Origin of the sequence: Streptomyces sp. V2I9, assembly GCF_030817475.1 — a bacterium.
Taxonomy (GTDB): Bacteria; Actinomycetota; Actinomycetes; order Streptomycetales; family Streptomycetaceae; genus Streptomyces.
Genome location: NZ_JAUSZJ010000002.1, coordinates 2,270,321 through 2,295,811, shown reverse-complemented (window position 1 = coordinate 2,295,811; position 25,491 = coordinate 2,270,321). Strand labels below are relative to the sequence as shown.

The following is a 25,491-nucleotide window of genomic DNA, read 5'->3' as shown; positions in this document are numbered from 1 at the left end:
GGTGCCGGTGTTGGTGTTCGCATCGGTCGGTGCCAGGGGCGGCGTTCGCGTCGGCGGTCGGACTGCGGTGCGGTGCGGCCGGAGGGTCTGGTGACCGTTGTCACCAGGCCCTTTTCCTGTTCTTTGCTACGGTGGTGGCACCCGACGAGACGCGCCGTACCGGGTGGGAAAAGACGACGCACCCGTTCTGTTCGCGTGGTTCTCGTCGGAGGTGCCTGTCATGGCCTGGGTTCTGTTGATCGTCGCCGGTCTGCTCGAAGTGGGCTGGTCGATCGGGATGAAGTACACCGAGGGGTTCACCCGGCTGTGGCCGAGCGTGTTCACCGGTCTCGGGATCGTGGCGAGCATGGTGCTGCTGTCGCACGCCGCGAAGACGCTGCCGATCGGTACGGCGTACGGCGTGTGGGTCGGTATCGGCGCGGCCGGGGCCGCGATCCTGGGCATGGTCGTGCTGAACGAGCCGGTGACCGCCGCCCGGATCTTCTTCGTCTGTCTGCTGCTGGTGGCCGTGGTCGGCCTGAAGGCGACGTCCGGGCACTGACGGACCGCCCCCGGCAGGTCCACCTGCCGGGGGCGGTCCGCCGGCCCGGGGGTCGTCAGCGGGTCGCGCGGGTGCCGTTCGCGCCTTCGCCCGCCGTGCCGCCGTCCGTACCGCCGCCGTCCTCCTCCGTGCCGCCTCCGTCCGTGCCGCCGTCGTTTCCGCCCGTGTCGCGGCCCCCGTCCCTGTCGCCGGAGGTGTTTCCGCCGGTCTCCGTGCCGGGCGTGGCCGGGGTGTCGCCGGACGGGTCGTCCGTGGTGTCGCCGGAGGGGTCGGAGTCGGGGTCCGAGGTGGCGGACGGGTCCGTGGTGCCGTCGGAGTCCTCGTCGAGCGGGGCCTCGTCCTCGTCGGAACCAGGGGCCGGCCGCAGGTCGAACTCCTGGGGCGGGGAAGAGCGGAGCGCCGCTTCCGTATAGGCGGCCCAGGTCTCGGCCGGGGCTCCGCCGCCGTTGACGCGGGACTGGCCGAGGGCCCCGTACAGCGGGGTCTGGGCGCCGGTGTCGGGGTTCTGGCCCATCACGGCGACGACGGTTGCGAGATCGGGGGTGTATCCGGCGAACCACGCGGCCCGGTCCTCCTCCGCGGTGCCGGTCTTGCCGGCGGCGGGGCGGCCCACCGCCCCTGCCGCCCTGCCGGTGCCGCCCTCGATGACGCTGCGCAGGACGGCGGTGGTGGTGTCGGCGGCCTCGCGGGTGACGGCCCGGGTGGTCGTGCGTGCGGGCAGGCGGATCTCCGCGCCGTCCTTGGTGATCTTGTCGACGAGGACGTACCGGCCGTGCCGTCCGTGGTCGGCGAGGGTGGCGTACGCCTCGGTCATGTCGAGGACGCTGGCGTTGGCGGTGCCGAGGGCGATGGAGGGGGAGGCGGTGAGGTCGGGGGTGTCGGCGGGGATGCCGAGGGCGACGGCGGTGGCGCGGACCTTCGCGGGGCCGACGTCCTGGGCCATCTGCGCGTAGACGGCGTTGACGGACTTGTCGGTGGCGGTGCGCACGGTGATGTCGCCGTGGTCGACGTCGTCCTCGTTGGCCGGGGCGTAGTCGGTGGGGCCCTGGGGGCCGACGACCGTGCGTTTGTTGGTGCCGTCGTAGACGGTGTTCGGGGTGATGCGCCGGCCGTCCCGGGTGGTGGAGTCGTTGACGACGGCGGAGGTGAGGACGAACGGCTTGAAGATGGAGCCGACCTGGTAATCGCGGCGGGTGGCGTTGCTGACGTACTGCTTGGTGTAGTCGATACCGCCGTACAGGGCGACGACCTCGCCGGTGTCCGGCACGATCGAGGCCCCGCCGACGCGGACGTTGCGGTCGGCCGTGCGGTCGGTGCTGGTCTTCGACGTCACGTTGGCGTCGACGGCCTCGACGAAGGCGTCCTGCTTGGCCTTGTCGAGGGTGGTGGTGATGCGGTAGCCGCCGGTGGCGAGGGTCTTCCCGTCGAGGATGCCGCGCTGGTCCAGGTACTCCTCGACGGCCTGGACGATGTAGCCGCGCTGGCCGGAGAGCCCGGTCGAGGGCTTGGCCTTGCCGGGGGTGGGGAAGCGGGTGTTCGCCCGTTCGGCGGAGGTGAGCCAGCCTTCCTTGACCATGCCGTCCAGGACGTAGTTCCAGCGGTGCCGGGCGGCGGGTTCGTTGTCCGGGTGGGCGACGACGTCGTAGGCGCTGGGGGCGTTGAGCAGGGAGGCGAGGTACGCGCCTTCGGCGGTGGCGAGGTCCTCGACGTTCTTGCCGTAGTACGCCTGGGCGGCGGCCTGGATTCCGTACGCGTTGCGCCCGAAGTAGCTGGTGTTGAGGTAGCCCTCGAAGATCTGGTCCTTGGTCTTCTCGCGGTTGAGCTTGACCGCGATGACGAACTCCTTGGCCTTGCGCAGGAGCGTGCGTTCCTGGCCGAGGTAGTAGTTCTTCACGTACTGCTGGGTGATGGTGGAGCCGCCCTGCTTGCCCTTGCCGGTAGCCGTGTTCCAGCCGGCGCGCGCCATCGCCTTCACGTCCACGGCGCGCTCGGAGTAGAAGTCGCGGTCCTCGGCGGCGAGCACGGCGTGCTGGACGGTCGCGGGGATCTGGGAGAGCTTGACCTTCTCCCGGTTCACGTCGCCGTCGCGGGCGATGACGCTGCCGTCGTTGTAGAGGTAGACGTTGGACTGGGCGGTGGCGGCGGCGTTGGCGGCCGGGATGTCGACGAGCTGGTAGGCGGCGAAGATCCCGGCGCCCAGGAGCAGCGCCAGCCCCAGAAGGGCGCCGAGGGACATCCGCCAGGTCGGCACGGCGCGCCGCCAGCCGGTCCGGCGGGGGCGCGCCTTCTTCCCGCCCCCGCCCTTCCCGCCGGGGGGCCTTCCGGTCTCGTCCCCCGGTGCCGCCGCCGCGCCCGAGGGGTCGCGGGGGGCCCAGTGCTGTGACTCGTCGCTCATGTCGGTGGGGCTCCTCGGGGTGGGGCTCCTCGGGCGTGGTCAGTGCTCCCATACTGCCCTTTTCGTCAGGAAATCTGCGGTTAGTGACGCTTCGTTCCCTCCGGACGGGTGCCCCGATACTCGGTCGCGGTGGTCGGCGCGCCCGCACTAGGATCGGGCGCTTTGGCGCCGGGAGCCGGCGGCCGCGGGGGAGAGGGGACGGTGTGCGGCTCTACGCGGTGGTCGCGGCGGGCGGATTCCGGCGCTACGCCACCTACCGGACAGCCACGGCCGCGGGGGTGTTCACCAACACGGTCTTCGGCTTCATCGTGGCGTACACCTACACCGCCCTGTGGGACGAGCGCCCGCAGCTCGGTGGGTACGACACGTCCCAGGCCCTGACCTATGTGTGGCTCGGGCAGGCCCTCCTGATGGCCTGCGCCATGATGGGCGGCGGCTTCGAGGACGAGCTGGTGGAGCGGATCCGTACGGGGGACATCGCCGTCGATCTGTACCGCCCCGTCGACCTCCAGCTGTGGTGGCTGGCCGGCGACCTGGGGCGGGCGGCGTTCCATCTGCTGGGCCGGGGGGTCGTGCCCATGGTCCTGGGGGCGCTCGCCTTCGATCTGGCGCTTCCCGGTTCGCCGTGGACCTGGTCGGCGTTCCTCGTCTCGGTGTTCCTGGGGGTGGTGGTCGGCTTCGCGGTGCGCTATCTGGTCGCGCTGTCGGCGTTCTGGCTGATGGACGGGGCGGGGGCGATGCGGATCGTGTCGCTGGCCGGGCTGTTCTTCTCCGGGATGCTGCTGCCGCTGAACCTGTTCCCCGGACTGCTGGGCGAGGTGGCGCGCGCCCTGCCGTGGTCCTCGCTGCTCCAGGTCCCGGCCGACGTGTTCCTCGGCAAGCACACGGGGTGGGGGCTGGTGAAGGCGTACGCGTTCCAGGGCGGCTGGGCGGTGGTGCTGCTGCTGGCGGGCCGGATGGTCCAGGCCGCGGCGACCAGGAGGGTGGTGGTGCAGGGTGGCTGAGGACGTGGCACGGGCCGACGGGACGGCGGAGGCGTTTCCGTTCCCGGAGCGGTCCCGGCTGCTGGAGGGCGTGCGGGCATACGGGCTGATCATGGCCATGTGGGTGCGCTCGACGATGGCGTACCGGGCCTCGTTCGCCATGACGGTGTTCGGGGACTTTGCGGTGACGGCCTTCGACTTCGCGACGATCCTGCTGATGTTCTCGCACGTCGACGCGCTGGGCGGGTACAGCCTGCCGGAGATCGCCCTGCTGTACGGCCTGTCGGCCACCGCGTTCGGGCTCTGCGACCTGTTGCTGGGATCGATGGACCGGGTGGGCCGCCGGGTGCGCGACGGGACGCTGGACACCCTGCTGGTGCGGCCCGTGCCGGTGCTGGCGCAGGTCGCGGCGGACCGGTTCGCGCTCCGCCGGCTCGGGCGGATCACACAGGGGCTGCTGGTGCTCGGCTACGCACTCGTCACCCTGGACATCGCGTGGACGCCGCTGAAGGTGCTGATGCTGCCGATGACGCTGGTGAGCGGGGCGGCGATCTTCGGGGCGGTCTTCGTCGCGGGGGCGGCGTTCCAATTCGTCGCGCAGGACGCCTCGGAGGTGCAGAACTCCTTCACGTACGGCGGGACGACGCTGCTCCAGTACCCGCCCACGATCTTCGCGAAGGACCTGGTGCGCGGGGTGACGTTCGTGGTGCCGCTGGCCTTCGTCAGCTGGCTGCCCGCGCTGTACGTGCTCGACCGGGAGTACCCGGTCGATGTGCCGCAGTGGGCGGCGTTCCTGCCTCCGCTGGTGGCGGTGGGCTGCTGGGTGCCGGCGTCTCTCGCGTGGCGGGCGGGGCTGCGGGCCTACCGGAGTACGGGCAGTTGAGAGGGCGGGCGTGAGCGAGAGGGGATCGTACATGTCGGATCTATCGGGTGCGTCGAGTGGGCCGAGGCCGCAGGAAGGGGGAGGGCGGAGGGGCGCGGGCGGTGGTGACGGCTTCATCACCCTCGACGGCGTCGAGAAGGTCTTCCAGGTCCGCCGCCGTACCGGACTGCTGCGCGCCGAGCGTCGCGAGGTGCGGGCCGTGGACGGGATCAGCTTCCGGGTCGCGCGCGGCGAGATGGTCGGCTACATCGGCCCGAACGGGGCCGGGAAGTCGACCACGATCAAGATGCTGACGGGCATCCTCACCCCGAGCGGCGGCCGGTTGCGCGTCGCGGGCATCGACCCCTCGCGAGAGCGCACCCGGCTGGCGCACCGTATCGGCGTGGTGTTCGGCCAGCGGACGACGCTCTGGTGGGACCTGCCGCTGCGGGACTCGTACCGGCTGGCGCACCGCATGTACCGCATCCCCGACCGGCGTTACCGGGAGAACCTGGACCGCTGTGTCGAACTTCTGGACCTGGGCGCGCTGTTGGACGTGCCGGTGCGGCAGCTCTCGCTGGGGCAGCGGATGCGCGGTGACATCGCGGCGGCGCTGCTGCACGACCCGGAGGTGCTGTACCTGGACGAGCCGACGATCGGCCTGGACGTGATCTCCAAGGCCGGAGTGCGGCAGTTCCTCAAGGATCTGAACGCCGAGCGCGGGACGACGGTCCTGTTGACGACCCATGACCTCACCGACATCGAGCAGGTGTGCGGCCGGGTGATGGTGATCGACCACGGCCGCCTGATGTACGACGGTTCACTCGCCGGCCTTCACGAGGTGGGGGAGAGCGAACGCATGCTCGTGGTGGACCTGGAACGCGAACTTCCCCCGATCCGACTGGAATCGGAAGGCCGGGAGGACCAACCCGCCCTGCGCGTGGTCAAGGTGGAGGGGCCGCGCCAGTGGCTGGCGTTCCCCGCCGCCGCGTCGGCGGCCCCGCTGGTGGCGCGGATCGCCGCGGCGTACCCGCTGGTCGACCTGTCGGTGCGGGAGCCGGACATCGAGGCCGTGATCGCGAGGATGTACGAGTCGGTGCCGTGACGGGCGGCCGTCCGGAACGGGTCGGGCCGGTCGTGCCGGACGGGCTGTGCTGGGCGTCCCGTGCTGGGGTGGACCCTCCGGTGGTGGCCTCCTGCTGGGAGGGGCCTGCTGAAGCGGATGCCCGTCCCGGAGGCGGCGCGGACAGGTGAGGGGCCGCAACTCTGTGCTGGGAACGGGTACGTTCCCTAGGCTGCCCGGTATGACAAGTGAACGCCCGGACATGCGCGCCTCCGATGCCGAGCGCGAGCGGATCGCGGAACTGCTGCGCGAGGCCGTGGCCGAGGGCCGACTGGACATGGACGAGTTCGACCAGCGCCTCGAAACGGCCTACAAGGCCCGTACGCATGGTGAGTTGGAGCCGCTGGTGCGGGACCTCCCGGCACCGGGGTCGGCCGTCGCCCCGGTGGGCTCGTCCGTCCCCGCCCCGCTGCGCGGCTCCGCCGCGAACTGGCCCGCGCGGATCGGCGGGAGCGCCACGTCGAAGGGGGCGTTCGCCCTCTGGGGCGGGTTCAACCGGAAGGGGCGCTGGACGGTGGGCCGCCTGTTCACCGCGTTCGCCATGTGGGGCGGTGGCGAGATCGATCTGCGCGAGGCGCACTTCGAGGGCCGCGAGATCGAGATCCGCTGCTTCACGATCATGGGTGGCATCCATGTGACCGCACCGCCGGAGCTGAACGTCGAGGTCCGGGGCATCGGCATCATGGGCGGCTTCGGCGAGGGCTCCCACGAGGACGGCGAGATCGCCCCCGACTCCCCGCACGTGCGGATCACCGGGCTCGCCCTGATGGGTGGCGTCGGCGTGGACCGCAAGCGGACGAAGGCGGAGCGCCGCCGGCTGAAGGAGGCGCGGGAGGCCGAGCTGGAGTCACGCCGCCGGCACGGGCCGGACGGCCGGGAAGCAGGCCCGCGCGGAGAACTCTGAGGAGGCGGGCGCCCCGCGGAGCCGGTGGGGCCGGGGCCGGACCGCCTACCGGACCCCGGCCGTACGGACCCTCTTCCCGTCACGTCTTCGCGCCGTCACCGGCTCACCGGCCTGCCCCCGGCCCGGTCACCGGCTCACAGCTCGTCGGTGCGGGGCGTGCGGGCCCGGTCCAGCAGCTTGAGGTCCACGTGGTCGCCCAGCGCGCGGTAGCCGTCGTCGTTGAAGTGCAGGTGGTCGCCGGAGTCGTAGGCCGGGAGGACGCGGTTCGGCGCGGCGGGGTCGCGTACAGCCGCGTCGAAGTCCACGTACGCGTCGAACACCGTGCCCGACCGGATCTGCTCGTTGACCGCCAGGCGGACCGCGTTGCGCTGGGGGGTCCAGGTGGCGAAGCCCTCGAACGGGGTCAGCGTCGCGCCGATCACCGAGAGTCCGCGGGCGTGCGCCCGGTCGGTGAGGGCGCGCAGGCTGTCCACGATGCGCTGCGGGTCGGTCTCCTGGGGGGACTGCTGTACGTCGTTGATGCCGAGGGCGATGACGACTGTACGGGCCCCGGCGACCGACAGGGCGTCGCGGTCGAACCGGTCGGTGGCCGACTGGCCCCCGGTGCCGCGGCCGATGCCCACGATCCGGTTCCCCGCGATGCCGGCGTTGGCCACCCCGTACCGGCCGCCCAGCCGGTCGGCGAGGACGTCGGTCCAGCGGGCGTTGGCGTCGGTGGTGGAACCGCTGCCGGCGGTCAGCGAGTCCCCGAGGGCGACGATCGCGCCGTGCGTCCGCTCGCTGCGGACGTCCACGGCGGTGAGATAGCGCCAGTGGGTGGTGGTGAAGGTGCCGCGCTCGTCGATCAGGTACGAGGTCTGGTGGGTGTTGGGGTGGTAGGTGACCGGCCCGCCCCCCTGCGGGGTGCGGAAGCTGACCTGGAGGTCGGAGTCGGGGGCGACGGGAACCACGACCGGGTCGCTGACGACCCGTCCGCCCGCGGCGATGGTGACGGTGGCGGTGCCCTTGAAGGTCACCGGCCGGGTGTTGACCGTGGCCTGATCCACCACCAGGGGAGTCGTGCCGAAGAGGTTCGACAGGGTGATGCGGGCGACGTCCCCGCCGATGCTGGTGTGCACGACGTTACGGATGGTGCGTCCGGGGAACCCGTTCTCGGTGCCCGGTTCGGCGCGGACGGGCGCGGAGGTCCAGGTGGCGACCCAGGCACCGCCGGAGGTGGCGGGGGCGACCGGGTTACGGGCCGCCGCCTGCGTCTCCGTCGGCGTGAGCGGGGTGGAACGGGGGCCGGAGAGCAGCGTCGTACCGAAGGCGACGGCGGCGGCGAGCACGGCGGTGCCCGCCACGAGGGCGATGAGCAGGGCATACCCCTGGCGCCTGGGCATGTGCGGTGGTTCTCCTTGTGATGAACGTGCTGGTCCCATGATGCGACAGGCCGTCGGGAACTCGACGCGCGGCTCGGGAGTAGGGGAGGCAGGGACAATGCGTACGGCACGGGGGCGAGACGTACGCGGACGGGTGGAGCGGATGGAACGGACCGGGTCCGGCGGGCAGGGCGAGCACGGCAACGAGGCCGAGAGCGAGGTCGAGGGCGTGGTGCGGAACGCGGAGCAGTCGCAGGAGCCGCCGGAGCGCGCGCCGGGGCATGTGCCGGAGGGTTCGCCGGGCCGGTCTCCGGAGGGCTCACCGGATCGGGTGGCGTCGCGCGTGCCGGAGTTGGCGCCCGGTTCGGCACCCGGTTCCGACGGGCGGGGCTCCGAGGGTCCGGGGGGCGGGCCCACGGACTCCGGACCCGAGCGGAAGGGAGCCGGGTCGCCGCCGCGCGGTGCGGGGCCGCTGGCCTCGTTCGCGTACACCTCCGCCGACGAGGAGAAGCAGCGCGGCGTGCGGCGCATGAAGCTCACGGCCACCGGTCTCCTTCTGTTCGTCGCGATCGTCTACGTCCTGGCCACCTGGGCGAAGAACTCAGGTGTGGGGGGCTGGCCGGGCTACGTCGCGGCGGCTGCCGAGGCGGGAATGGTGGGTGCGCTGGCGGACTGGTTCGCCGTGACGGCGCTCTTCCGGCGTCCGCTCGGCCTGCCCATCCCGCACACGGCCATCATCCCCACCAAGAAGGATCAGCTGGGACAGTCCCTCGGTTCCTTCGTTGGCGAGAACTTTCTCTCCGGAGACGTCATTCGTGACCGAATTCACGCGTTGGGGGCCGGTCGGAGGCTCGGAGTGTGGCTCGCGGAGCCGGCGCACGCCGACCGGGTCACCGCCGAGCTGGCGACGGCCCTGCGCGGCGCGCTGACGGTCCTTCGGGACTCCGATGTGCAGGCGGTGGTCGGCGAGGCCATCACCCGGCGCGCGAACGCGGTCGAGGTCGGGCCGGGGCTCGGGAAGACGCTGGAGAAGGTGGTCGCGGACGGCGGCCACCGCAAGGTCGTCGACCTCGTCTGTGTACGGGCGCACGACTGGCTGGTGGAGCACGGCGACTCCGTGATGAACGCGGTGCAGGGCGGGGCCCCCGGCTGGACCCCGAGGTTCGTGGACAAGCGGGTGGGGGAGCGGGTCTACAAGGAACTGCTCCGGTTCGTCACGGAGATGCGGGACATGCCGGAGCACCCGGCGCGCGGCTCCATCGACACGTTCCTGACCGACTTCGCGGCGGACCTCCAGGACGACGCCGACACGCGGGAGCGGGTGGAGCGGCTGAAGTCGGAGATCCTGGGCCGCCGGGAGGTCCAGGACGTCATCGCCTCGGTCTGGTCCTCGGTCCGCACGATGATCCTGTCGGCGGCGGAGGACGAGCGCAGCGAGCTGCGGCTGCGGGCGCGCGCGTCCCTGATGTCGCTGGGCGCGCGGCTGGCGGACGACGAACGGCTCCAGGGCAAGCTGGACGGCTGGCTGGAGGACGCGGCGGTGTACGTGGTGACGACGTACCGCGCGGAGATCACCTCGCTGATCAGCGACACGGTCGCGAGCTGGGACGCGGACCAGACCTCGAAGAAGATCGAGGCGCACATCGGCCGCGACCTCCAGTTCATCCGGATCAACGGCACGGTGGTCGGCGCGCTGGCAGGCCTGGCGATCTACACGGTGTCGCACGCGCTGGGCGGCTGAGGGCCGGGGCCGGGGCCGGGGCCGGGGGTGGGGGTGGAGGTGGTGGGATGGCCGGGGCCTCCGACCCGGGGACCCCGGCTCGCGGGTCCCTGACCTGAGGACCCGGCTCGCGGGTCCTTGACCTCCGGGCCCCGGGCTGTGGGCTTGCGGGCCCCGCCCTGCGGCCCCGAACCTCCGGGACCGGCTGGTCTCCGGGCCCGCTGGTCTCCGGGACCCGCTGGTCTCCGGGACCCGCCGGGCTACGGGGCCCGCTGGCCTACGGGGCCCGCTGGGCTACGGGGCCCGCTGGGCTACGGGGCCCGCTGGGCTACGGGGCCCGCTGGGCTACGGGGCCCGCTGGGCTACGGGGCCCGCTGGGCTACGGGGCCCGCTGGGCGTACCGGCCCTCCCCGGCGTACCAGGGGTCGGCGCCTCCCGAACTACCTCAGGCGGTCCGGCGGGTGACGGCCCATGAAGCGGCGGCCATGCCGCTCGCCACGGCGAACACGGCGGGCCACGGGCCGGTCCTCTTCGCGAGCGGGTGCGATCCGGCGAAGGCCGCGATGTACGTGGCGGTCAGCCCGGCGGCGGCGCGGGGCCCGGCCTGGCGGTTCCACGCGTACGCGGCGAGGGAACCGGCTGCCGCGAGGGCCACGCCGCCGAGCGGTCGCTTCCCGGTCCACCGGGCGACCCCGTACCCCCCGATGAGCCCGCTCGCCGCCACCACCGCTGCCGGAACCTTCGCCATCGCCGCCACCATCGCTTTCCGTAGACCGAGCAGACCGGGCTTGTACGCCCGTGGAGCCGGGGGACTGTAGGGCCGAAGGTGCCCGGCATCGCAGAACCGCAGAGACACCCGTGGTCCGCTCCTCCTCCCGAGGCTAGCGTTCGGGGCGACGCGACCGGCGGGCGGTACGCACCACGGCGCAAGCGAGGGCTCGGGTGGGGACAGGGGCGACGGCGACCACGGTGACGGTCGAGGAGAGCGCCCGCCCCGGCCTCCACCGCTGACGCCTACCGCCGATGTCGGCAGCTTGTCCGCCTACCGCCGACGCCCCGGCTTCCGCGGCTCGTTGTGTACGGTCCGCCGCTCGTCCCGCGCGCCGTGTGACCGCCTTCACACGTTTCACCAGAGCCGCTTCTCCCGGCCCGGATGGCGGGAAACCGGCACCGTGAGGCCCCCTCGGAAGCCCGGATATCCGTCCCGACAGGGCTAGAAACGGCTGTTCATGCTGTTCATCTGCCCGCCATCTGGGGACATAGGGGCAGCTCACGCCGGTGAACGGGAAGGGTCGACAGGGTCTGCACCCCTTACCGGGTGGGCTGATATGAGGTATGTGCGGTGACATGTCTGACAGGCCGGCTGTGCCGTTTATGCCCGACCCGTTAACGCGGGAGGTCACTGTCCGAAAGCGATTGTTGACGGAAAGAATCCGCCCAGGATACGTTTCCCGGCGTAATGGCCAATCCTGCACGCGGAAATCGGTGAGAATCATGAGAATGGCCACCCAGGCTCTGAACGCATACCGATTGAGCGAGCCGGAGGCGGAAAAGCTGGGCGAGTTGTCCTCGCTTGCCGCGCATTTATCCGACTCGATACCCATCGTTCTTTCGGGGCTCCTCCTGGACCTCCCCGAAGGAATGCGCAAGACCATCCTCGACTTCGGTGCGGACGTGGAATCCCAGGGATTCTGCCTGCTGCGCGGAGTTCCGATCGGTGAATTGCCCAAGACTCCGCAGGCGCACGAAGCCCATATTCTCGACGGCCACCCGACCAACGGCACCCTGATGCTGGTCGCAGACCTCCTCGGCTCGCTCACCGGATACCAGGACGAGAAAGCGGGCGCCCTCTTCCACGACGTGCATCCCGTGCACGGCGAGGAGACCCGCATCGAGAACAGCGGGTCGGTCGCGTTCGACTTCCACACGGAGAACGTGCATCACCCGCTCCGACCCGACTATCTCGGCCTGCTCTGCCTGCGCCAGGACCACGAGCAGATCGCCGCGACCCGCGTCTCCTCCGTACGCGACGCGCTGCCCCTGCTGACCGAGGGCGAGGTGGCGGAGCTGCGGAAGCCGCAGTTCCACAGCCTGTACCCGACCTCCTTCGCCCGGAACATTCCGGGCCCCCGCCCCTCGGCCGGCCCCCACCCGGTGATCTTCGGCCCGGCGGAACGCCCGTTCATGCGCTTCAACTCGCACAACACGCAGGCCGACGACCCGCGGGCGCAGGCCGCGCTGCGCGCCCTGTCCTCGGCCCTGGAACGGGTCTGCCGCGACCTGGTGCTCGCGCCGGGCGACCTCGTCGTCCTCGACAACCACGTCGTGGTGCACGGCCGCACGGCCTTCACCCCCCGATACGACGGCCAGGACCGCTGGCTGCGCCGTTTCTACTCGCTGCGCAGCGCTCCTCTGTGGGCGCAGCGCATGATGGCGCACCCGCGTGTGCTGCCCGCGATGACGGAGATCCGCGGGGTCGTCTGACCCGGCGGCGGCGAGAACCCGGCCCCGGGAGCCGGGGCCACGTCATGTGAATGAGGAAGAGTGGAACTGTACGAGGTGCTCGGCCTGCTCGTCGCCGCGACGGCGGCGGGCTGGGTGGATGCTGTAGTCGGCGGTGGCGGGGTACTGCTCATCCCGGTACTCCTGTTGTCCTTCCCCCAGTATTCGCCCGCGGTGGCCCTGGGCACGAACAAGATCGCGGCGGTCATGGGCACCGCGACCGCCGCGTACATGTACCAGCGGCGCACCAAGCTGGACCGCTCGGTCCTGCTGCCGGCCGCCGGCCTCGCGGTTCCCTTCGGCGCGCTCGGCGCGCTGTCCGCGTCGAGCGTCCCCACGAGCTATTTCCGGCCCGTCATCATGGGCCTGCTCATCTCCGTGGCGCTCTTCGTGGCCTTCAAGCCCAGTTTCGGTGTCCAGCAGCGGAACATCGTCGTCACCCCGCGCCGCCGTACTGCCGCGATCCTTATCGCGGGGGTCGGCATCGGTTTCTACGACGGGGTGTTCGGGCCAGGCGTAGGAACCTTCCTCATCATTTCCTTCACCACGCTCCTTGCGACCCAGTTCCTGGAGAGCGCGGCCATGGCGAAGGTCATCAACGCCTCCTCCAACCTGGGGGCTCTGGCCGTATTCGCCTGGCAGGGCAACGTCCTGTGGGCCCTCGGCCTGGGCATGGCCGTGGGAAACATCACCGGTGCCATGATCGGGTCGCGTACCGCAATGAAAAGGGGATCCGGATTCGTTCGGATCGTCCTGGTCCTCGTGGTCACCGGAATGGTGGCCAAGATGGCGTTCGACCAGTTTGCCTGACGGGCCCACGGGCCTACGGAAATTCATCCGACGACGGAAGAGGATCCATGGCAAGGGAATTATCCGGGCTGTTGACGCTGACCGACTACGAGCAGGCCGCCGCGTCCGTTCTCGACGCCGCCACGTGGGCGTACGTGGCGGGCGGCGCCGACACCCAGCTCACCGTCCGCGCCAACACGGAAGCCTTCGACCAGGTCTGGCTGCGCCCCCGCGCACTCGGCGGCACGGGCGTCAAGCCCGACACCTCGGTGACCGTCCTGGGACAGCGGCTCGCCCTCCCCGTCCTGCTCGCCCCGACCAGCCCGCAGCGCCTCCTCCACGAGGACGCCGAGATCGCGACCGCCCGCGCGGCCGAGGCGACGGGCACCGTGTCGATCGTCAGCACCGACAGCCACTACGCGCTCTCCGACGTGACCGGAGCGGTGGGCAGCGACAGCTGGTTCCAGCTCTACGCCTACCGGTCCCGCGAGGACGTCGCCGCCACGGTCGCCCTCGCGGAGGACGCCGGCGCGACCGCGCTCGTGGTCACGGTCGACGCCAGCTACGCGGCCCGCCGTATCAGCACCCGGCGGGCCGGCTTCCGCACCCCGGCGCACGTCGACTTCGGCAACCTCCGCGCCCTGGGCGTGCTCACCGGCGCGATCCCGGACGGCGCGCGCATCGAACGCCTGCCGCTGACCTGGGACGATCTGGTCTGGATCCGGTCCCTGACGCACCTGCCGATCGTGGTCAAGGGCATCCTGCGGGCCGAGGACGCCGAACGCTGCATCGCCCTCGGCGCGGACGGCGTGATCGTCTCCAACCACGGGGGTCGCCAACTCGACGGCGCGGTTCCCAGCCTGGTCGCCCTGGAGCAGGTGGCGGCCGCCGTCGCCGGCCGCGGACTGGTCCTCATGGACGGCGGCATCCGCAGCGGCGTCCACGTCGTCAAGGCCCTCGCGTACGGCGCGGACGCGGTGTGCATCGGCCGCCCGTACCTCTGGGGCCTCGGCCTGGCCGGGCAGCAGGGCGTGGAGTCGGTGATCGACCTCCTCCGGGGTGAGATCGAGGACACGCTGCTCCAGCTCGGCGCGGACTCCGTCGCCGACATCGGCCCCGACTTCGCCCTCGACGCCCACCGGCCCACGAGCCCGGCCGCCCACCGGCCCACGCGCCCCGACGCGCCCAGGAGTACGAGCCCCGGCGCCCGCTGACCGCACACGCGCCCCACCTCCTCTCCTCCTGCCCCTCCTGCCCTCGCGCGGCCTCTCCCCTCTCTGAAAAACCCGCTGCCCTGAGCAAGCCCCCGCCCTGAGGGGCGCTGCCCTGAGCAAGCCGCCCTGAGCGCGCCCCCACCCTCAGTCCTCCGTCCTGAGCAAGGAGCCTCTGTGACTGCTGTGTCCGATGTGACGTCTGCCAAAGTCCACTTCTCGCGCGGCATCCCGCCGCTCGAAGCGATCCCGTCCGCCGAGATCGCCGAGCTGACCGGCTCGCTCCTCTCCGCCGAAGCGGATCGCCTCTTCCAGTACGCGCCGATCGGCCTCCACGCCGGGGACCGCGAACTCCGGGAGCAGCTCGGTGCGTTCCACGCCGTGGACCCCGAGCGGATCTTCGTCACCAACGGCTCGCTCCAGGCCCTCGACCTGCTCGCCGGCCACCTCCTCAAGGACGCGCCCCGCAAGAAGGTCCTCGCGGAGGCGCCGACGTACGACCGCGCCGTCCAGATCTTCGAGCGGCACGGGGGGCAGGTGTCCGGTATACCGCTGCGCCACGACGGGCTCGACCTGGACGTCCTGCGGGAGCGGCTGCGGACCGAGGTGCCCGCCTTCGTCTACGTGATCCCGGACTTCCAGAACCCGGCCGGGGTCACCACCAGCGAGGAGAAGCGGCGCGAACTCGTCGCCCTGTCCGCCGAGTTCGGCTTCACGATCCTGGAGGACATCCCGTACCGGGAACTGCGCTTCGCCGGTACGGCCCCGACGCTCATCGGGGAACTCGCGGACGCGGTGGACGGCGCGCGGGTGCTGACCATCGGCTCGCTGAGCAAGGTCGTCAGTCCGGGGCTGCGCGTCGGCTACGTCATCGCCCCGCTCGGTACGCCGAAGGACCTGGCGGCGCTCGCGGAGAGCACGTACCTCTCGCCGGCCCCGCTGCTCCAGGCCGTCGCCGCGCGGGCCTTCGCGAGCGGCCTGGTCCGGCGGAACATCGACCAGGTCCGCGAGCTGCTGCGGCCGCGCCACGACACCGCGGTCGAGGCGGTACGGAAGTCGCTCGGCGACGCCGCGCTGTGCGTGCCCGAGGGCGGCTACTACATCAGTGTGCATCTGCCGGTACGGACCACGGAGGAGAAGTTCCTCGCGGCGGCGGGCGCGGCGAACATCGCGCTCACCCGCGGTTCGGCGTTCTACCCGGCCGACGCGGCCCCGCCGCACGGCACGGTGTTCCTGCGGCTGCCCTTCCAGGCCCTGAGCGCCGAGGAGTTCACCGAGGGCGTGACGCGGCTCGCGGAGGTCGCGCAGCGGGCAGAGTAGGAGCGGCGGCCCGGCGAACGACGGGACCGGGCACGGGAGTTACGGGGCGGGGAGAGGGGCGGCACGGATGGCCACGGCCGAACAGGGCACCGGGAGCGACACGGTGGACGAGGCGGCCGTCCCGGCCGCGGACCGCTCGGCCGGGACGGCCGAGGGCGGGCGTCCGCCCTCGACCGAGGAGGCTGCGGGCGGGCATCCGCCCGGCGCGGGCCCGCGCGAGGGGGGCGGGGAGGGCGGGGGCGCGCCGGAACCCCGGCGCGGGCTCCTGGCGGACGCCTCGCTCTCCGCCGTCCTCGCGGGCCTGATCACCGTCGTGGTCTCGTGCTCCGGCCCCCTCCTCGTGGTCCTGGCGGCCGCGGCGGCCGGCCGTCTGACCGACGCGCAGACCGCGTCGTGGGTATGGGCGGCCTGTGTGGGCAGCGGCGTGACCTGCGCCGCGCTCAGCTGGTGGACCAGGATGCCGGTGATCACGGCGTTCTCGACGCCGGGCGCGGCCGTCCTGGTCGGCAGCCTCGGGGACTACACGTACCCCGAGGCCGTCGGCGCCTTCCTGGTCAGCGGGCTCCTGATGGCGCTGACCGGTCTGACCGGAGTCTTCGGGCAGATCATGCGCCGCGTACCGCCCGGAGTCGTGGCGGCCATGCTGGCGGGCGTGCTGTTCTCCTTCGGCGTCGATCTGTTCGCGTCGCTGGACGGCGCGCCCCTCCCGGTCCTGGCCTCCCTCGCCACCTACCTGGCGGTCAAGCAGCGTTCGCCGCGCTACGCGGTGGCCTGGGCGCTGGTCGCGGCCGTGGCCGCCACCGCCATCGCACCGGGGCTCCACGCCCCGTCCGTCGCCCTCGGGCTGACCCTCCCCGTCTTCACGGCACCGGAGTTCACAGGGGCGGCGGTGGTGGGCCTGGCCGTCCCGCTGGCGGTGGTGACGATGGCCTCGCAGAACGCGCCCGGCCTCGGAGTCCTGGCGGCCTGTGGCTACCGCCCGAACGACCGGCTGCTGATCACCGCCACCGGCCTCGCCTCGACGGCGCTGGCCCCGCTGGGAGGCCACGCGGTGAACCTGGCGGCGATCACGGCCGCGATCAGCACGGGCGAGGAGTCCCACCGCGAGCCGGCCCGCCGTTATGTCGCCGGCCTGGCGTGCGGCGTCTTCTATCTGCTGGCCGGTGCCGGCGGAGCGGCCCTCGTCGGGCTGTTCGCGGTCCTGCCGCCTCAGCTCATCGCCGTCATCGCCGGGACGGCCCTGCTCGCCACGTTCTCCGGCAGCCTCGCACAGGCGGTGGCGGACGAGCGGGGCCGGGACGCGGCGGTGGTCACCTTCCTCACCACGGCCTCCGGAGTCACCCTCGGCGGCATCGGTTCCGCGTGTTGGGGCCTGGTCCTGGGCCTGGTGACGCACCTGGCGCTGAACGCGGGCCGGGACCGCGGCCGTCAGCGCAAGGGAGCCTGAACGCCCGTACAGCACACGGGGATTCACAGCCCCGTCACGTTCCTTCGCGGTTGGCCGCGCGGCTCCGGGGGAGGCCGCCCCCTCCGAAGCCCGCGTCACCGGCCTGGCCTCACTCGCAGGCGATGCCGTCCCCGTCACGGTCCAGGTGCCGACCGTATCCGGGGTCCCCGGCCCGGATGGGCGCGGCACCCGCGTCGCGTACGGCGGCGCAGTTCGCGTAGGAGACGCTGCCACCCCCGCCCGTACCGCCTCCGCCGTCGCTGTTTCCGCCGGTGGGTGAGGAGGCCTCACCCCACGGTTCGCACCCCACGCCGTCGCCGTCGCGGTCCAGGTGGGGCGCGTAGCCGGGGTCGCCCTCCTCGACCGGAGCGGCACCCGCGGTGCGGGCGGCGTCGCAGTTCTCGTAGTGCACCGCGGCCGGGACGGTCGCCTTCGGCGCGGGCTTCGAAGCGGGGGGCGCGTCAGGACTCCGCTCGGGGGCGGGCGCGCCGACGGTGATACGGAGGACGGCGGAGGCGGCGGGGACCTCGGCACCCTCCACCTCGACCCGGTACGTCAGTGCGTCCTCGCCGTCGTACCCGTCCCGCGCGGTGTACGTGACCGTGGCCCCGGACACCGAAGCGGAACCGTGTTCGGGCTGGCGGTCGATGGTCAGGGCCAGCTCGGCCGGGTCGTAGGCGTCGAGCAGCGCTGCCCCGGCCCCGCTCTCCAGGGTGACGGAGTCGTTGTCGAGGACGTCCACGCCCACACTGCCCGCCGCGTCCATGCTCTGGGTGTCGTCCACGAGCGCCAGGGTCCGCTTCACGGAGGGCGTAGGACCGGCGGTCGCGGCGACCGCGCCCTTCCCGTCCGTACCGCCGTCGCCCCCGCACCCCGCCAGAACCAGTGCGAGCGCCCCCGCGCCCGCCGCCATCCGTATCGGTATCCGCAGGACCTTGCGCCTCGGCCGCCGTGTCTGCTTCCTCGTCTGCATGTGTCGCCCCCAAGGCCGAACGCTGTGCGTGGAGCAGCCGATGCTCGCAGCGGGTCGGGACGGACATCAGGAGCATGGGGGAAGCGAAGCGGAATTGTGATGAGAGCGTGTGCAAAGCGTGTGGAGAGGGGCGGTCGGTGTGGGGTGATTCGGCCGACGTGCCGCTGACCGGCATCGGTAGGCAGCACCCGTACGCGATACCTCGTGCCCGGCCCGTGCGAGGCACGCCCGTCGCCGGCGCCCCGTAGCCGGTCCCGTACGAGGGTCATAGGCGGCCCCGTACGAGGCGAGGGCCCACCAGATGCCCGCGCTCCACGTCGTACGCGGTCCTCACTCCAGGCCGACGCGGGCGATGACGGGGAGGTGGTCGCTGCCGGTGGCGGGCAGCGTCCGGATGTGGCGGACGGTCGCGGAGCGGGCCATGACCTGGTCGATGCGGGCCACCGGGAACGCGGCCGGGAAGCTGAGGGCGAAGCCGCGCTCCGCGGCGTTCAGCCGCGAGGTGAGCGGGGCCAACCCCCGGTCCTCCACAGCCCCGTTGAGATCCCCGAGAAGGATCACGGCGTCGGTCCGCTCGCCTGCGAGAGCGCGCCCCAGGAGCCGGGCGCTCTCGTCGCGCCGTTCGGACGCGAGCCCACCCGCCCCGATGCGGACGGAGGGCAGATGGGCCACGTACGCGGCGACGTCCCCGTGCGGCGCGTGCACCACGGCGCGCACGCCACGGCTCCACCCGGCTGCGAAGCTCGGCGGCTTGATGTCCACGAGCCTCCCGCCGCTGATCGGGTACTTGGACCAGAGGCCGACCGTGCCCCGGACGATGTGGTGCGGGTACCCCTTCGCCAGCGCCTGCTCGTACACGGGCAGTTGGGGTTTCACCAGCTCCTCCAGCGCGATGAGGTCGGCGTCGGCCTCGATCAGCGTCCGGGCGGTCCCGGCCGGATCACGGTTCTCATCGCTGACGTTGTGCTGGACGACCCTCAACTCCCGCCCGGCGTCGGCAGGTCCGGGCAGCAGCAACCCGCCGAAGAGGTGCACCCAGGCCGCCACGGGCAGCAGCGCCGCCACCAGCGCGACGGCGGACCGCCGCACCAGGGCGGCCACCGGCACCAGGACGACGACCACCCCGAGCCACGGCAGGAAGGACTCCAGCAGACTCCCGACCCGCCCCGGCGTGTTGGGCACCGCCCGGTGGAACGCCAGCAACCCCGCCACCACCACCGCCGCCCCGGCGACCACCCACCCGCGCCGGTCGCCACGCACACCTGGAGGCGACGGCCGCGCCGCCACCACCGCACCGGGGTCTGCCCGTTCCGCCATGTCTTCCTCTCCGTCGGGTCCCTCCACAGGACGACCGGGAAAGGTGATCAGGTTCCGAGGCGGCGCGGTGGTGCGGAGCGAGGGGAGGAGCCGCGCACGAGACCGCTGCCGCGTCCGGAACGCACGCTGCGCCCGCAACACCGGTGACGGGGAACGGCGTTGCTCGCCGTCGAGCCCCGTGAGAGCATCGGGCTCCCGTGGTCCGCCCCTTTCCTTCTCGGCAGCATGGGAAAGAAGAAGAGGCGCGGACCGTTTCCGTGCGGGCGGTTGCGACAGATCCGCCGAATTCTGCGAAGGGCAGGTACAGCCCGATGTACTCGCCGGAGCCGGACGAGGCCTGCATCGGCGAAGGCCGTATCAGCCAGGTTCGTATCGACGGGATCCGTATCGACGAGGCCTGTATCGACGGGGCGAACAACCTCCTGGTGGCGCCCTCGACGCTGCGCGACGACGCCTCCGTCAAGGACTTCTTCGGTTCCGTCGTCACACCGGAAGAATTCGCTTCCGGTTCGACCGACCTCACGCGGATGTCCGTCTATCTGTGCGGCGACATTTCCACGATCGAGGGGAGCCGACTGGGCTCGGCCGACCGCGTCTTCGTCATCGAGGAACTCTCGCACGGTTACGCCGAAGACGTGGACGGGAGCGTGGGCGAACCCTGGACGGTCGTCGGTCTCGGCCGGGTTCCGCTGCGCGTACACGGCGTCGGCGTGTACTACCCGCGCTATTTCGATCGCGGCGGCGACCACTTCGGCCGTATCAGCGGGGAGCACGCCTTCCAGTCGCTGACGGAGTCCACCAAAACCGGTGTGGCTCATCGCAGCGGAATCTATCTGACGCCTGTGACGCAGGACGGCGAAGAACGGCACTTCCGTCTGCTCCGGTGCTCCACGAATCTCTCGGGACCGACCGAGAACTTCCGCCCGACCGATACGCACATCGTCGATGAGCTGAACCGCGAGGCCGCCACCGTATTCCGTGACCAGGCGCCGCTGAATCACGTGCTCGCCCAGATCTACCACAACACCTCCGCCACGGCCGAGCGCAAGCAGGCGAAGGCCAGGATCTCGTCCCACGCGGACAAGACGAAGGACATGCCCGTCAACGGCATCATGGCCTTCTGCACCTTCTACGACGGCCTCGACGCACTGCGACCACTGGCCGGGGACGCCTTCGACTACGGGGTGAAGGGCGTCAGCGCACTGACCAGACTCCACTTCCGCCTCAAGGACCCGGCCGCGGAACTCGCCGGGGTCCCCCTGCCCCCGCAGTTCGGCATCACGCTCCACCCGGGCTCGGTGTTCTTCATGCCGCTGTCCACCAACCGCCTGTACACGCACGAGATCCGCCCCTCCGCACTGAACGCCGAACTGCTCCCGACCCGCCTGGGGTACGTGGTGCGCTGTTCGTCCGCCGAAGCGGTCCACAAGGACGGCCACACGTTCCTCAAGAAGGGCGGAGACCTGGTGAAACTGGGCCCACCCACACAGGGCGGCATGGACGAACTGCGCCGGCTGTACACCGAGGAGAACAGGACGACCTCCTTCATCGACTACGGAGACGCGTTCCTCTTCAGCATGAACACGGGAGACTACGTTGCTCCCGCCCTTTGACATAGGGGAGGAGATCCTTTCCTGCACCCTGCCGACCGAGGAGAATCCCTTCCCGGAACTGGCGGCGTCGGCCCACTGGGAGGACGTGGGGAAAGGCCGCCGGGGAGGGGTGCTGACCAGGACCGACGAGGCCGGCCGCGCCCCCCTCGTCCGTACGACCAGCCGCTACTCCACCCCGGCGCAGCGCTTCCGTCCGGTGCACGATCGCCTGGCACTGCGGATCCAGGAACGCGCGGGGCTCCCGACGGGCTTCGACAACGCTCTCATCGAGACCTACACGAACGCGTACACGACCATGGGCGCCCACTCCGACCAGGCACTCGACCTCGCGGACGGGTCCTTCATCGCGGTCTTCTCGTGCTACCGCGACCCCGAGGCGGGCCCCCCGAGAAAGCTGATCTTCGAGACGAAGGGCCCGGACGACCAGAGATACGAGCTGCCTCTCGCGCACAACAGCGCCGTCGTGTTCTCCGTCGCCACGAACCGGCGGCTCAGACACCGCATCATCCTGGACAAGTCCGCCGGAACGCCGGACAACGCATGGCTCGGCGTAACGTTCCGCACGTCGAAAACCCTGGTCCGGTACACCGAAGACGGCCACGTCTTCCTCCCGCAGGGCGAGCAACTCCTGCCGGCGACCGACGACCAGCGGCAGGAGTTCTACCACCTGCGCCGCCGCGAGAACAGGGAACCGGACTTCGCCTACCCCACGCCCCTGACGTACACGATCAGCGAGAGCGACCTGATGCGGCCGGTCTGCGTGGGTGCCGTTCGTGGCGGCGACGCAGGGAGCTGACTGGTTCCCAGACCCCGTGCGGGTCACGAGGTCTCGAAGTGCTCCGGCGAAGAGAGAGGCCTGCAGCGCGCCGGTTGCTGTTGGTGATCTCCGGTCGTCCACAGTAGTGACTGGCCGATCCGGTTCACGTCGAAGTGTGGTTGCGGCCGGGTGGATCAGACGCGGTTTCCCGTGATCGATTCCAGAGTGGCCGCGACTTCGCTCGCGGCTGCCTCCGCCGCTTCATGCTCCCAGAATCGCAGTACGGTCCACCCTGCAGCGGCCAGATGCTCGGTCGTCTCCCGGTCCCTGGCCATGTTTCGGTCCAGTTTCTCCCGCCACCACTGGGCGTTCGCCTTCGGTTGCGTGGCGTGCTCGGGGCAGCCGTGCCAGAAGCAGCCGTCGATCATCACGGCGACCTTGGCCCGCGTGAAGGCGATGTCCATGGTCCGCCGAGGCATGTCCGGTACGCGAGCGTTGACACGGAACCGGTAACCGGCCGCGTGCAGGAGCTTGCGCACCGCGACTTCGGGTGCGGTGTCACGCCTGGCCTGGCGGCTCATGCGGGCGGACACGCTCGGAGATGAAGGCTTGGCCCTGCTCATTACTTCCAGTGTCCTACGAGCTGTCTCGGTGTCATCGTCGGTCGAGGAGCCGCGGGGCGGCCCGGCCAGGATTCCGCGCCGCGTCGGTACGTGGATCCGGCCGGGCCGCCCCGCGGAAGGCTCAGCCCCCGTGGCACCTTCCGTAAGCCTCCCCCGACCCGCACCAGCACGCCGCCGTGCGCGAGGGCGGCCACGGGGTGGCGCGGCCTCGGGCTGCGAGGGTGGTGGCGTACTGGGGGAGGAGGCCGGGGGTGGCCGGGGACGTGGCTTCCGAGGCGGCGAACGCCTCGTACGAGGGGACCGTGCCCGTCACGATGCCCAGGTTCGGGGTGCCCGCCGCGTGGAGGTCGCGGAGTGCGGCCTCCAGGCGGTTCAGGTGGGTGGCGTGGTCCACGTACTCATCGGTCAACTCCGGGTACGCCGTGAGCAGTTCGCGTAGTTCGTTCACCGGCCAGTGCAGGACGGCCACCGGGAACGGGCGGGACAGCGCCGTGCGGTAGGTGCCCAGCTCCGCGCGGAGGCGGGTGATCTCGGCCTTCAGCTCGACCGGGTCCGAGGAGCCCAGCGACCACAGGCGCTTCGGGTCGTGCAGTTCGTCCAGCGGCACCGGGGCCGTGTGCAGCACACCGGCCAACTCGTCCCAGGCGTCGTGGTCCAGGCCCATCAGCCTGCGCACCCGGTGGCGGCCGGTCAGGAGGGACTGCGTGGCGTACGGGACCTCCTCGCCCGGCGCCAGCAGCAGCGTCAGCGCGGTCGAGAAGAAGTCGTGCGCCGCTTCCAGCTCGTCGTGCGCTTCCAGGGTCTCCGCGGCGACCTGCCAGGGCGCGGCGTCCAGCGGGCCCGCCGCGCGGATCCCGTCGATGATCGCCCGTGCCTCGGCCTCGTGGCCGTACTCCCAGAGGTTCGCCGCTTTCAGGGCCTTGATCAGGTGCGGCTGCGCGAGGCCGGCCTCGGGGGCCCCGAGCAGGTCGTCGTAGAGCGTGCTCGCGCGGGCGCGGTCGCCCGCGAGTTCCAGGTGGGCCGCGGCCTGGAGAACCAGCGGTTCGTGGTCCTCGGGGTACTGCGCCGCGGTGCGGAGCAGACGCTCGGCTTCGGTGGTGTGGTCGGCAGGCGTGTCGGGGCGCATGAACCACACGGTACTGCCGGACGGTGACGGCGGGGAGAAGAGGTCCGGGAAGGAGAAGGGGGAGACGTTTTGGAGAGTTGGGGGGTCTACGCCTGCGGTACTTCCCAGCGGCCCCTTGCGGCGCTCCCCGGGAGGCCCCTGCGGTGATCCCCGCTCGCCCTTGTCCTGCTCGCCGGGCAGTGTGTTCCTCGTGCCCGTTCGGACGCCCGGCTGCCGGCGACGGTACGGGGGCGAGGAGGGGGCGGACGAGGTCCTCCTCCCGGCCGATCCGGGGGCGTCCGATCATCGTGTATAACGAAGTGAGTGCCCTGCGCATCGATGTTCGGCACGCGTGAGTCGTACGAGGAAGCCCTCAGGGCCGTACGAAGAAGTCCTGGGAAGTCCTGCGAAGTCTGCGGAGACCCGCGAGGGTTCTCCGAAGTCCTACGAGCAAGGGGAGGTGCCGCACACCATGCGGGACGCCGTCTCCCTGCGCCGTACCTTCGCCCGGCTGCTCCGGCCCGCCGGGCTCCTCGTCCTCCTCCTCACCGAGATCCTGCTCGCCGGGGGCGGCAGCCTCTCCGCCGCCGTCGCGCTCGCCGCCACCGCGGCCGCCGGCTCCGCGCTGCTCGCCTGCGCTGTCATCAGCGCCCGCTGCGCGCCCCCGGTGCCCCGCACACGGGTCCGTACGGCCATCAGGGACCGGGAGCGGCGTACCGCGTTCCTTCCGCAACGCGATCCCGACGCCCGCGGCCGCACCAGGCCCCGCGCACCTGGACGCGGCCTTCTGACGGCCGCCGCGTAGGGAACCTCGAACCCCTCCGCGACCTTCACGGGAAGCCCCGTACCGCTCCCGTCGTACGCGCGTGTCACTCCCGTACCTGGCGCGAGTGTCGCTCCCGTACCCGGGTCGTGTGCGCACCCGCGCGGCCGTCCTGCCGAGTGACCACCCCGTACCTGCCCGTGCGCAGGCACCTCCCGGCACGACGAGACCCCCGGAGGGCTCACCCATGTCCGCGTTCATGTCCGCTTTCGCGAGCCTGGTCGGCTCCCTCGCCGATCTGCTCCACCCGTTCTTCCGGACCGCGTCCACCGCCGCCGCGATCATCCTGTTCACCGCGCTCGTCCGGCTCGCCGTCCACCCCCTGTCGCGGGCCGCCGCGCGGGGCCAGAAGGCCCGCAGCCGGCTCCAGCCGCAGATCGCCGAACTCCGCAGGAAGCACGGCAAGAACCTCGAGCGGATGCAGAAGGCGATCATGGAGCTGCACGCCACCGAGAAGGTGTCGCCGCTCTCCGGCTGCCTGCCGAGCCTGCTCCAGATGCCCGCCTTCTTCCTCCTCTACCACCTGTTCTCCAGCGGCTCGATCGGAGGCGAGCCCAACGCGCTGCTCAGCCACGACCTGCTCGGCGCACCGCTCGGCGGACGCTGGTCCGACGCCCTCGCGCACGGCGGGATGTTCGGCGGCCAGGGGCTGGTCCACCTGGGGATCTTCGTGATCGTCGCCCTCGTCGCCACGTTCAGCTACGGACGTACCAAGCGGCAGATGGCCGCCAACCCGATGACGCCCGCCACCGGTCCGGACGGGCAGCCGGTGCCCGGCATGGGCGCGATGACGACGTTGATGCCGCTGCTGCCGTTCTTCACCCTGATCACCGTGGCCGTCGTCCCGCTGGCCGCCGCCCTGTACGTCGTCACCACCACGACCTGGACCGCGGTCGAGCGGGCCTGGCTGTACCGGGACATGCCGGTCGCCGGCGGGACGGCGACGACCGCCGCGTAGGCGGTATGCCGGGGCGCCCGGCGCGTTCACCGTACGGGCGGGGGCGAGTCCGGCGCTTTGCCGGGCGGTTCCAGTGGGTGAACGAGGTCTTGCGGACCGATCGCTTCTCTTGGACGATCGGCCACGTCCCGCGCCGGCCGCACACCGTCGCAGGGCGTCACCTC

The 25,491-nt window shown here is 71.7% G+C and carries 22 protein-coding genes and 1 riboswitch; of the genes, 15 read left to right on the top strand and 7 right to left on the bottom strand.

Going from position 1 to position 25,491, the window contains the following annotated elements; all coding sequences use genetic code 11:
* The first annotated feature begins 120 nt into the window (after positions 1-120).
* Positions 121-183: riboswitch (guanidine-III (ykkC-III) riboswitch) on the top strand.
* Between the two features lie 37 nt (positions 184-220).
* A complete protein-coding gene (locus QFZ71_RS10040; RefSeq protein WP_018512395.1) occupies positions 221-541 on the top strand; it encodes a multidrug efflux SMR transporter in 321 nt (106 codons plus the stop codon).
* A 55-nt stretch (positions 542-596) separates the two neighbouring features.
* Here QFZ71_RS10040 and QFZ71_RS10035 read toward each other — a convergent pair whose 3' ends face one another.
* Positions 597-2,936 carry a transglycosylase domain-containing protein gene (locus tag QFZ71_RS10035; protein WP_307667915.1) on the bottom strand — a complete coding sequence of 780 codons (2,340 nt, stop codon included), beginning with the start codon at positions 2,934-2,936 and terminating at the stop codon, positions 597-599.
* A gap of 203 nt (positions 2,937-3,139) precedes the next feature.
* Between QFZ71_RS10035 and QFZ71_RS10030 the strand changes: the two genes are divergently transcribed.
* The 4 genes from QFZ71_RS10030 (at position 3,140) to QFZ71_RS10015 (ending at position 6,808) form a co-directional block, all read left to right on the top strand.
* Entirely contained in the window at positions 3,140-3,940 is an 801-nt protein-coding gene (locus QFZ71_RS10030; protein ID WP_307667914.1) for an ABC-2 family transporter protein, read from the top strand.
* Positions 3,933-4,802: an ABC transporter permease gene (locus QFZ71_RS10025; RefSeq protein ID WP_307667913.1), complete on the top strand. Its 870-nt coding sequence runs from the start codon at positions 3,933-3,935 to the stop codon at positions 4,800-4,802. Before QFZ71_RS10030 ends, QFZ71_RS10025 begins: the two co-directional genes overlap by 8 nt.
* 31 nt (positions 4,803-4,833) lie before the next feature.
* Complete coding sequence (locus QFZ71_RS10020) at positions 4,834-5,886, top strand: ATP-binding cassette domain-containing protein (protein ID WP_307667912.1); 1,053 nt, start codon at positions 4,834-4,836, stop codon at positions 5,884-5,886.
* Between the two features lie 220 nt (positions 5,887-6,106).
* Positions 6,107-6,808 carry a DUF1707 domain-containing protein gene (locus QFZ71_RS10015; protein ID WP_307671396.1) on the top strand — a complete coding sequence of 234 codons (702 nt, stop codon included), beginning with the start codon at positions 6,107-6,109 and terminating at the stop codon, positions 6,806-6,808.
* A 134-nt stretch (positions 6,809-6,942) separates the two neighbouring features.
* Here QFZ71_RS10015 and QFZ71_RS10010 read toward each other — a convergent pair whose 3' ends face one another.
* Positions 6,943-8,190, bottom strand: coding sequence for an SGNH/GDSL hydrolase family protein (locus QFZ71_RS10010; protein WP_307667911.1), 1,248 nt, complete (start codon positions 8,188-8,190; stop codon positions 6,943-6,945).
* Positions 8,191-8,287: 97 nt separating this feature from the next.
* Between QFZ71_RS10010 and QFZ71_RS10005 the strand changes: the two genes are divergently transcribed.
* On the top strand, positions 8,288-9,910 hold the full coding sequence (locus QFZ71_RS10005; RefSeq protein ID WP_307667910.1) for a DUF445 domain-containing protein: 1,623 nt from the start codon (positions 8,288-8,290) through the stop codon (positions 9,908-9,910).
* Positions 9,911-10,334: 424 nt separating this feature from the next.
* Here QFZ71_RS10005 and QFZ71_RS10000 read toward each other — a convergent pair whose 3' ends face one another.
* Positions 10,335-10,637 (bottom strand): hypothetical protein, encoded by a 303-nt coding sequence (locus tag QFZ71_RS10000; protein ID WP_307667909.1) that lies wholly within the window; start codon positions 10,635-10,637, stop codon positions 10,335-10,337.
* Between the two features lie 752 nt (positions 10,638-11,389).
* Here QFZ71_RS10000 and QFZ71_RS09995 point away from each other — a divergent pair.
* The 5 genes from QFZ71_RS09995 (at position 11,390) to QFZ71_RS09975 (ending at position 17,158) form a co-directional block, all read left to right on the top strand.
* A complete protein-coding gene (locus tag QFZ71_RS09995) occupies positions 11,390-12,373 on the top strand; it encodes a TauD/TfdA family dioxygenase (RefSeq protein WP_307667908.1) in 984 nt (327 codons plus the stop codon).
* A 60-nt stretch (positions 12,374-12,433) separates the two neighbouring features.
* Entirely contained in the window at positions 12,434-13,201 is a 768-nt protein-coding gene (locus QFZ71_RS09990) for a TSUP family transporter (RefSeq protein ID WP_307667907.1), read from the top strand.
* 47 nt (positions 13,202-13,248) lie between these two features.
* The gene (locus tag QFZ71_RS09985) at positions 13,249-14,394 is read left to right on the top strand and encodes an alpha-hydroxy acid oxidase (protein WP_307667906.1); all 1,146 of its coding nucleotides are present in this window, start codon (positions 13,249-13,251) and stop codon (positions 14,392-14,394) included.
* A gap of 174 nt (positions 14,395-14,568) precedes the next feature.
* A complete protein-coding gene (locus QFZ71_RS09980) occupies positions 14,569-15,711 on the top strand; it encodes a PLP-dependent aminotransferase family protein (RefSeq protein WP_307667905.1) in 1,143 nt (380 codons plus the stop codon).
* Positions 15,712-15,778: 67 nt separating this feature from the next.
* On the top strand, positions 15,779-17,158 hold the full coding sequence (locus QFZ71_RS09975; RefSeq protein ID WP_307667904.1) for a benzoate/H(+) symporter BenE family transporter: 1,380 nt from the start codon (positions 15,779-15,781) through the stop codon (positions 17,156-17,158).
* A gap of 109 nt (positions 17,159-17,267) precedes the next feature.
* On the opposite strand, the gene QFZ71_RS09970 is transcribed toward QFZ71_RS09975, so the two are convergent.
* Both QFZ71_RS09970 and QFZ71_RS09965 read right to left on the bottom strand, forming a co-directional pair.
* Positions 17,268-18,131: an excalibur calcium-binding domain-containing protein gene (locus tag QFZ71_RS09970; protein WP_307667903.1), complete on the bottom strand. Its 864-nt coding sequence runs from the start codon at positions 18,129-18,131 to the stop codon at positions 17,268-17,270.
* A gap of 330 nt (positions 18,132-18,461) precedes the next feature.
* On the bottom strand, positions 18,462-19,448 hold the full coding sequence (locus tag QFZ71_RS09965; RefSeq protein ID WP_307667902.1) for an endonuclease/exonuclease/phosphatase family protein: 987 nt from the start codon (positions 19,446-19,448) through the stop codon (positions 18,462-18,464).
* 311 nt (positions 19,449-19,759) lie between these two features.
* Here QFZ71_RS09965 and QFZ71_RS09960 point away from each other — a divergent pair, with 311 nt between their 5' ends.
* The gene (locus QFZ71_RS09960; RefSeq protein WP_307667901.1) at positions 19,760-21,061 is read left to right on the top strand and encodes a hypothetical protein; all 1,302 of its coding nucleotides are present in this window, start codon (positions 19,760-19,762) and stop codon (positions 21,059-21,061) included.
* A complete protein-coding gene (locus QFZ71_RS09955) occupies positions 21,045-21,857 on the top strand; it encodes an alpha-ketoglutarate-dependent dioxygenase AlkB (protein ID WP_307667900.1) in 813 nt (270 codons plus the stop codon). Before QFZ71_RS09960 ends, QFZ71_RS09955 begins: the two co-directional genes overlap by 17 nt.
* Before the next feature lie 155 nt (positions 21,858-22,012).
* Here QFZ71_RS09955 and QFZ71_RS09950 read toward each other — a convergent pair whose 3' ends face one another.
* Both QFZ71_RS09950 and QFZ71_RS09945 read right to left on the bottom strand, forming a co-directional pair.
* Positions 22,013-22,441, bottom strand: a complete 429-nt coding sequence (locus QFZ71_RS09950) for a very short patch repair endonuclease (RefSeq protein WP_307667899.1) — start codon at positions 22,439-22,441, stop codon at positions 22,013-22,015.
* 121 nt (positions 22,442-22,562) lie between these two features.
* Positions 22,563-23,567, bottom strand: coding sequence for an SEC-C domain-containing protein (locus tag QFZ71_RS09945; protein WP_307667898.1), 1,005 nt, complete (start codon positions 23,565-23,567; stop codon positions 22,563-22,565).
* A gap of 451 nt (positions 23,568-24,018) precedes the next feature.
* Here QFZ71_RS09945 and QFZ71_RS09940 point away from each other — a divergent pair, with 451 nt between their 5' ends.
* Positions 24,019-24,351, top strand: a complete 333-nt coding sequence (locus QFZ71_RS09940; protein WP_307667897.1) for a DUF6412 domain-containing protein — start codon at positions 24,019-24,021, stop codon at positions 24,349-24,351.
* Between the two features lie 205 nt (positions 24,352-24,556).
* Positions 24,557-25,327: a YidC/Oxa1 family membrane protein insertase gene (locus QFZ71_RS09935; RefSeq protein ID WP_307667896.1), complete on the top strand. Its 771-nt coding sequence runs from the start codon at positions 24,557-24,559 to the stop codon at positions 25,325-25,327.
* Positions 25,328-25,491 lie beyond the last annotated feature (164 nt).